Source organism: Yeosuana aromativorans, from assembly GCF_014646655.1.
GTDB lineage: Bacteria > Bacteroidota > Bacteroidia > Flavobacteriales > Flavobacteriaceae > Yeosuana > Yeosuana aromativorans.
On record NZ_BMNR01000007.1, the window covers coordinates 132879 to 141671 of the forward strand.

The 8793-nt window shown below is 36.0% G+C and carries 5 protein-coding genes and 2 tRNA genes; 5 read left to right on the forward strand and 2 right to left on the reverse strand.

Annotated elements, in window-relative coordinates:
• The first annotated feature begins 200 nt into the window (after positions 1 to 200).
• A complete protein-coding gene (gene gyrA, locus IEW94_RS14640) occupies positions 201 to 2753 on the forward strand; it encodes a DNA gyrase subunit A (protein ID WP_188654414.1) in 2553 nt (850 codons plus the stop codon).
• Between the two features lie 25 nt (positions 2754 to 2778).
• A complete protein-coding gene (locus IEW94_RS14645) occupies positions 2779 to 4032 on the forward strand; it encodes a tetratricopeptide repeat protein (RefSeq protein WP_188654418.1) in 1254 nt (417 codons plus the stop codon).
• A 46-nt stretch (positions 4033 to 4078) separates the two neighbouring features.
• On the opposite strand, the gene IEW94_RS14650 is transcribed toward IEW94_RS14645, so the two are convergent.
• Positions 4079 to 4828 (reverse strand): C40 family peptidase, encoded by a 750-nt coding sequence (locus IEW94_RS14650; RefSeq protein WP_188654420.1) that lies wholly within the window; start codon positions 4826 to 4828, stop codon positions 4079 to 4081.
• Positions 4829 to 4838: 10 nt separating this feature from the next.
• Positions 4839 to 6017, reverse strand: coding sequence for an acetyl-CoA C-acyltransferase (locus IEW94_RS14655; RefSeq protein WP_188654422.1), 1179 nt, complete (start codon positions 6015 to 6017; stop codon positions 4839 to 4841).
• 126 nt (positions 6018 to 6143) lie between these two features.
• Between IEW94_RS14655 and IEW94_RS14660 the strand changes: the two genes are divergently transcribed.
• From IEW94_RS14660 to IEW94_RS14670, 3 genes are all read left to right on the forward strand, one after another.
• Positions 6144 to 8198 carry an HD family phosphohydrolase gene (locus IEW94_RS14660; RefSeq protein ID WP_188654424.1) on the forward strand — a complete coding sequence of 685 codons (2055 nt, stop codon included), beginning with the start codon at positions 6144 to 6146 and terminating at the stop codon, positions 8196 to 8198.
• 92 nt (positions 8199 to 8290) lie between these two features.
• Positions 8291 to 8374 (forward strand) — tRNA-Ser (locus tag IEW94_RS14665).
• Between the two features lie 18 nt (positions 8375 to 8392).
• Positions 8393 to 8467: transfer RNA gene (locus IEW94_RS14670), tRNA-Pro, on the forward strand.
• The last annotated feature ends 326 nt before the right edge of the window (positions 8468 to 8793 follow it).

An 8793-nucleotide genomic window follows, 5' to 3' on the forward strand; every position in this document is an offset into this window, starting at 1 on the left:
TAAATTGTATGTAAGTCGCTAATTGACGAAAAAAACTTTAAAAAATCAAAATTTTTTAAAGCATACTTATTAACGAAATAAAGGCTTGAAATTGTTAATAAAAAATCACTAAAAAAATGGGTTAAAAGTCCTGCTATGACTGATGAAATAGTTATCTTAGCACGATTTGAAATATTCAAAAAACAACTAATTAAATATATATGGCTGAAGGAGAAAAACTTATTCCAATTAACATAGAAGATGAAATGAAATCGGCTTACATTGATTACTCAATGTCAGTCATTGTGTCACGTGCATTACCTGACGTAAGAGACGGTTTAAAGCCGGTTCACAGACGCGTTTTATTTGGGATGCATGAATTAGGTGTTCGATCTAATACGGCACACAAAAAATCTGCTAGAATAGTAGGTGAGGTTTTAGGTAAGTACCACCCACACGGTGATACCTCGGTTTATGATGCTATGGTGCGTATGGCCCAAGAGTGGAGCTTACGCTATATGCTTGTTGATGGCCAAGGAAACTTTGGGTCGGTTGACGGAGACAGTCCGGCGGCAATGCGATATACTGAAGCACGTATGCGCAAAATATCTGAAGACATGTTGGCAGATATTGACAAGGAAACGGTTGATCACCAATTGAATTTTGATGATACCTTAAATGAACCTACCGTTTTGCCAACCCGTATTCCTGGGCTTTTGGTCAATGGAGCGTCTGGTATTGCTGTAGGTATGGCTACCAATATGCCACCTCATAATTTGGGCGAAGTGGTTGATGGTATTGTGGCTTACATAGATAACAACGATATCGAAATTGATGAATTAATTAAGCATGTAAAAGCACCGGATTTTCCAACAGGAGGAACCATTTATGGCTACGATGGTGTGAAAGAGGCATTTCAAACCGGGCGCGGACGAATTGTCATGCGCGGTAAGGCTAATATTGAAGAAGTCAATGGCCGTGAATGCATTATTGTCACCGAAATACCTTATCAAATCAATAAAGCTGACATGATCAAAAAAACGGCTGATTTGGTAAACGATAAAAAACTTGAAGGAATTGCAACCATTCGTGATGAGTCTGATAGAAACGGGATGCGCATTGTGTATGTTTTAAAGCGTGACGCCATTCCTAACATTGTATTAAATAAATTATATAAGTACACACAGCTACAGTCCTCATTTAGTGTTAATAACATTGCATTGGTTAAAGGGCGTCCACAATTATTGAATCTTAAGGATATGATTCATTATTTTGTGGAGCACAGACATGAAGTAGTTGTTAGAAGAACAACTTATGAGCTCCGAAAAGCAGAAGAACGGGCGCATATTCTTGAAGGGTTGATCATTGCTTCTGATAATATTGATGAAGTTATTGCATTAATTCGTGCTTCATCAAATGCCGATGAGGCTCGTGAAAAGTTGATGGCCCGATTTGAGCTTTCAGAAATTCAGGCCAAGGCCATCGTAGAGATGCGCTTACGTCAACTTACGGGTTTAGAGCAAGATAAGCTTAGAAGTGAATATGAGGAATTAATGAAAACCATAGAAGATTTAAAAGACATTCTTGACAAAAAAGAGCGTCGTATGGAAATCATTAAAAATGAATTGATTGAAGTAAAAAACAAATATGGTGACGAAAGACGTTCAGTGATTGAATATGCCGGTGGCGATTTAAGTATTGAAGACATGATACCTGATGAGAAAGTTGTTATTACCATTTCGCATGCAGGTTATATCAAACGTACGTCACTTTCAGAATACAAAACACAAAACAGGGGTGGAGTTGGTCAAAAAGCATCAACTACTAGAAATGAAGACTTTTTAGAATATCTGTTTGTTGGAACTAACCACCAATATATGTTATTCTTTACCCAAAAAGGAAAATGTTTCTGGATGCGGGTTTATGAAATACCAGAAGGCAGCAAAACATCAAAAGGTAGAGCTATTCAAAATCTTATTAATATTGAGCAAGATGACAATGTAAGAGCCTTTATATGCACCCAAGACTTAAAAGATGAAGACTACATAAACAGTCATTATGTCATTATGGCAACTAAAAAGGGACAGGTTAAGAAAACGTCTTTAGAACAATATTCGCGTCCTAGAACCAATGGAATCAATGCCATTACCATTAAGGAGGATGATATGCTATTGGAAGCTAAACTTACAACCGGTGAAAGCCAAGTGATGTTGGCACTTAAATCTGGAAAAGCCATACGTTTTGAAGAAGCCAAAACAAGGCCAATGGGCAGAAGCGCTTCTGGTGTGAGAGGCATTACATTGGCCAGTCCTAAGGATGAAGTGATTGGTATGGTTACCATAGAAAATCCACAAGAAGAATCTGTTTTAGTGGTTTCTGAAAATGGTTATGGTAAGAGAAGTTATATTGATGATCCGGAAGACGGGGAGCCAGTTTACAGAATCACCAATCGTGGTGGAAAAGGTGTAAAAACTATTTCAATTACAGAAAAAACCGGTAATTTAGTAGCTATAAAAAGTGTAACGGACAGTGATGATTTAATGATCATTAACAAATCAGGAATTGCAATTAGATTGGCTGTTCAAGATTTACGGGTCATGGGCAGAGCTACGCAAGGCGTTAAATTGATAAACCTTAGAAACGGAGATTCTATTGCTGCTGTTGCTAAAGTCATGCATGATGATGATGTGGAAGACAATGCGCAAACTACTGAAAACATTGACGACTTAGGAGATGGCACAACTCTTGATAATAATACAGAAGATAACAAATAATAAATTAACATTAAAAATCATTAGAATGAAAAATCAGATTATAATAGCTTTAGCATTTTTGATGAGCATTGTAACGTTTGCTCAAAAAAAAGAATTACGAGCTGTTGAAAGAGCAATTAAAGACAATAATTATTCAGAAGCTAAAGCATCCTTAAATCAAGTTGAAGCCATGCTTCCCACAATGGATGACAAATACAAGTCTGAGTACTATTTTCTTAAAGGGCAAGCTTATTACGCTAATGGAGCAGGTTCTAATAAGGATATAGATACCGCATTGGAGTCATTAGGCAAGGTAACTGAAGGTTACGCTGAGGAAATAGCCCAATTAAAACAAAATATGGTCAATCATTTATTGACCAAAGGAAATGATGCCTATGAGAAAAAGGATTATGTAACCGCATCAAATGATTTTGAAAAAGCTTATAGAGCATCTGTCAAAGACACCACTTACTTATACTATGCTGCAGCAACAGCAGTGAATTACCAAGATTACGACAGAGCACTAGAGCTATACAAAGAGCTTAAGGATTTAGGGTATACAGGTGTTGAAAAACAATATTATGCTGTAAATGTGGACACCCAAGAGGAAGAGCTTTTTCAAAACAAAAACATGCGTGATTTATCTGTTAAGGCTAAAACACATATTAAGCCAACAGACCGTATGACAGAATCCAAAAAGGCTGAGATTGTAAAAAACATAGCACTTATATATGTTAGTAAAGATGAGAACGAAAAAGCGCTTGAAGCTATGAAAGAGGCCAGAGCAGAAAGTCCTGAAGATATCAATTTAATACTTTCTGAAGCGAACGTATATTATAAAATGGGTAATACTGAAGAGTTTAAAAAGTTATTGGAATTAGCAACCACAAAGGACCCAAATAATCCAGAATTGCAATACAATTTAGGTGTAATCGCATCTGAATCTGATCACCCTGAAGAAGCAAGGGCTTATTATGAAAAAGCTATACAACTTGACCCAAGTTACATTAACGCTTACATTAACTTGGCCGCTTTAATTTTGAACAAAGAACAGCCAATGATTGAGGAAATGAACAGTTTGGGAACTTCAAAAGCTGACAATTTACGCTATGATGAGCTTAGGGAACAACGTCAGGAATTATATAAAGATGCTATTCCATATTTAGAAAAAGCACTTGAAATCGATTCAAAAAACATCAGTGCCGCTAAAACATTAATGAATATTTACAGCGTAATTGGTGAAACTGACAAATTTAAGACCATGAAAGCTAAAGTTGAAGCTATAGAAAGCGAAAACTAAAAGAAAAATCGAAAAATTAAAAAGCCGCTATTGTTAGCGGCTTTTTTTATATTATTTTTTTTATCACCCTGAGCTTGTGGGTATGCATTTTTTTATCCACGTTATAAATACCCGAATGGTCTAACCTATCAATTCTTACTCGGCCATGCGCATGTATGATATAATTGTCTTTCATGATAATGCCAACATGTACTATCTCACCTTCGTTATTATCAAAAAAAGCCAAGTCACCAGGTTCACTTTCTTCAATAAAACTTAAGGCTTCACCTTGAGTGGCTTGTTGGGATGCATCGCGAAGCAAGCGGTATCCGTTAAGTTTATAGACCATTTGGGTGAATCCGGAACAATCAATGCCAAACGGACTTTTCCCGCCCCAGAGGTAGGGTGTGTTTAAGTACAAAAAAGCCGTTTGTATGAGATTGTCTTTTACTTTTTTACCTTCTACTATTTGTCCATCATGGGAATGGTTTAAAAGCCTTAAGCCATTTAAAGAAGACCCTAGTAAAATAGGATGTAATTGTTCATCTGCGTCTTGTATGAACTCAACTAAATCAATCGATAGTTTAGGTATGGATGTTTCTAAAACATTATAATTGTCTTCTGATATCTCCAGATATTGTTTATTATCTATCCAACCTTCATAAGAATCAAATGCAAGACGAATTTTGCTCCATGATTTTCGTTGTTCCAATATTTTAAAATAATCACCGTATAATAGCTGCGAAACCAATTCGCTTGTATCAGAAGGCTCTAATCTTAGGGGAACAATGCTTAAATTACAAATTCCGTATTGCATTCAGAAATAATTATGGACGTTCAATAATAACAGCTGATGCACCACCTCCGCCATTACAAATAGCAGCAGCACCAATTTTTGAATTATTTTGTTTTAAAACATGTATTAAAGTAACCAAAATTCTCGCACCAGAACAACCAAGTGGGTGTCCTAATGAAACGGCTCCGCCATTGACGTTTACATTTTTATCATTTAGCCCAAGTATTTTCATATTGGCCAAACCAACAACAGAAAACGCCTCATTAAATTCAAAATAATCCACATCTTGTAATGATATTCCTGCTTTGTTTAATGCCTTAGGAAGTGCTTTTGCAGGGGCCGTTGTAAACCATTTAGGCTCTTGGGCTGCATCAGCGTAGCCAGTTATGGTAGCCAGTACGGTTAGCCCTAATTCATTAGCTTTTTCTCTACTCATTAGTACCAATGCAGCAGCACCATCATTTATGGTTGATGCATTGGCGGCTGTTACAGTACCGTCTTTTGTGAATGCCGGACGAAGTTCCGGTATTTTTTCAATCTTTACATTGGTATATTCTTCATCTTTTGAGACTATTATAGGTTCACCACGGCGCTGGGGTACTTCAACAGGCACCACTTCTTCGTTAAATTTTCCAGCATTCCAAGCGGCTTCAGAACGTCTGTAAGACTCAATAGCAAAAGCATCTTGGTCTTCTCGTGTAAACTTATATTCTGAGGCGCATAGATCGGCACACACGCCCATGGCATTTTGGTCATAGGCATCTACCAAGCCATCCTTTTGCATGCCATCGGTCAGCGTTACTGGACCAAACTTTGTTCCGATTCTATTATATGAATAATGGGGAATTAAACTCATGTTTTCCATGCCGCCGGCAACAATGATATCGTTGTCACCAAGTGCAATGGATTGAGCGGCAAGCATAACCGCCTTCATACCAGATGCACATACTTTATTGACTGTTGTACAAGGAACCGTGTTTGGTATGTCTGCATAGATTGCAGCTTGTCTTGCCGGGGCTTGACCAGCACCCGCCTGAACAACATGGCCCATGAAAACCTCTTGAACCATTTCTGGTTTTAAATTGATTTTTTCTAAAGCTCCTTTAATGGCTATGGCTCCTAATTTTGGAGCGGGAATAGTTGATAATGATCCCAGAAAGCTGCCTATAGGAGTTCTTACTGCAGATACAATAACGACTTCTTTACTCATTTTTTTAGCGTTTAGTTATGCTGAGGCGAAAATAATCATTTTTTAACAGAAATTAGAACGATTACTGTATTATAAAAAATCAAAAAAGCTCAGTTTTTACTACATTTGAAAACCTTAACATATCCAATGAAAGACTTTATAAATAAATTATACAGAAATCATTCCATGATTTATAAGGGGTTGTTGTTTGTTTTTACAACAATTTTAATTGTATACCTGTTTCCAAAAACCGGAAAGTTTAAGTATAATTTTGAAAAGGGAAAACCCTGGCAATCCGAAAATTTATATGCCCCTTTTAATTTTGCGATAAAAAAATCTGAAGACGAAATTGCCCAAGAAAAGAAGACAATTATTGACCATTCGTTTTTGTATTTTAATGTTGATCCTTCTGTTGAGGAAGATGTAAGGAACAGCTATGAAAACCAATTTAGGAGTGCGTTTGCTGATTCCATTCCAAAAAGGGAATTAAAACTTCTTTATGATACTGGTGAAACGATTATTAAGGAATTATATTTTTATGGTGTTTTAACCGAAACTTATAATTTTCCCAATGACAAAACATCTGTTATTCTTGAAGATAGGGTTGAAAAGCACACAACAAAATATGAAAATTTGGTAAAACAAGATCAAGTTACATCAATAATCAATAAAGTACTTAATGAAAAAAATCTGAGTGCTTACAAAAATGATTTTACGTCCTTGTTTTTTGATTTGGTGAAGCCAAATTTAACGTATGACAAATCCTTTACAGAGAAGGTTTTAAATGAGGATTTAAATAAAATAGCATACACCCGTGGTAGCATAGAAAAGGAAACCTTGATTATTTCAAAAGGTGAAATTGTTGAAGGTAAGAAATATCAAATCTTGGAATCTTTAAAATCTGAGTACGAATCGCAAATATGGAGCGCTTCAAATTACAACTGGATTTTAGTTGCCTACACCTTATTGGTATCGTTGGCCCTTTTAATGTTGCTTTTATTTCTAAGAAAATATAGAATGGAAGTGTTTGAAAACAACACGAAAGTCACGTTTATTTTCTTCAACATATTATTAATGGTGTTTATCACAACCTTTGTAGTGAATTACAATTCCCAGTATATTTATGTGGTTCCCATTTGTATATTACCATTAGTTTTTAAAGCATTTTTTGATGCCCGGTTGGGGTTATTTGCACACGTAATTACTGTGCTGTTATTGGGCTCAATTGTACCAAATAGTTATGAATATATGTTCCTTCAAATTATAGCTGGAATTGTAACTATTTTAACGGTTTCTGAACTTTATAAACGCGCCAACCTGTTCATTTCTGTTGGTCAGATAACCTTAATCTATATCATTGCTTATTTTGCATTTTTTGTGATACATGAAGGCAGTATTGAAACCATAAAATGGGAAACATTTATATGGTTCATATTATGTGGTTTGGCCACCTTATTTGTGCAGCCACTCATTTACATTTATGAGAAACTTTTTGGGCTTGTCTCCGATGTATCACTTTTGGAATTATCTGATACCAATACCAAATTACTTAAAGAACTATCAAACAAGGCACCAGGCACATTTCACCATTCATTAAACGTTGCAAATTTGGCAGAATCCTGTGCCAATGAGGTAGGAGCCAATGCTATGCTAATCCGTGTGGGAGCTCTGTACCATGATATTGGTAAAATGAAGAACCCAACGTATTTCATTGAAAATCAATCAACGGGAATCAATCCGCATGACGAATTGTCTTCAAGGGAAAGTGCCAAAATCATTATTGATCATGTTATTGCAGGTATTGAAATCGCAAAAAAATATAATTTACCAGATAGGGTTATTGATTTTATTAGAACACACCACGGCACCAGTATGGTTTACTATTTTTATATTAAGGAAAAGGAGTTCCAAAATGACCATCAAATTGATAAATCAGAATTTTGTTATCCTGGACCAAAACCCTTTAGTAAGGAAACCGCTATTTTGATGATGTGTGATAGTGTAGAGGCAGCTTCAAAGAGTTTAAAAGAGCCTACGTCAACTAAAATTGATGCTTTTGTTGAGAACATAATCAACAAGCAAATAGAGGAAGAACAATTTTTGAATGCCAACATCACTTTTAAGGAAATTCAATCCATTAAAAAAGTACTAAAACACAAGCTTGCAAACATTTATCATTTGCGTATAGAATACCCCGAATAAATTTTTTAAAAAATTAAATAAATAGTTGTGTTCTTAAAGATGATACGTTACATTTGCATCCGCAATTTTATTGCTAACGTTCATTATTAATAGGAGAGGTGCCAGAGTGGTAATGGAGCAGATTGCTAATCTGTCAACGCGTAAGTGTTGCCAGGGTTCGAATCCCTGTCTCTCCGCAAAAAAATGATAATCTTCGGGGTGTAGCGTAGCCCGGTTATCGCGCCTGCTTTGGGAGCAGGAGGTCGCAGGTTCGAATCCTGCCACCCCGACAAAAGAGTATATCAATCCAAATCAAAAACCTGTTAATCGTATGATTTACAGGTTTTTGAATTTTTAACGGTTTCATAAGAGAACAAAAAATACTGTTAAAAAAGTCAACAAATCGGATAACAAATTGTTTTTTTAAAACGTGTTGACCGAATTGTTAAAATTGAGCGATCAGTTGTTGGAATAAATGTATCTTTAAGGTGATTTGACTTTCGTCTGGTAATAAAAAAAGTATTAACAAAAAGACGAAAACATGAAAACGACAGCAACCTTCAGCATCCTGTTCTGGGCGGACCTTTCCAGGGCAAAAGACAACCAAGCCTCCATT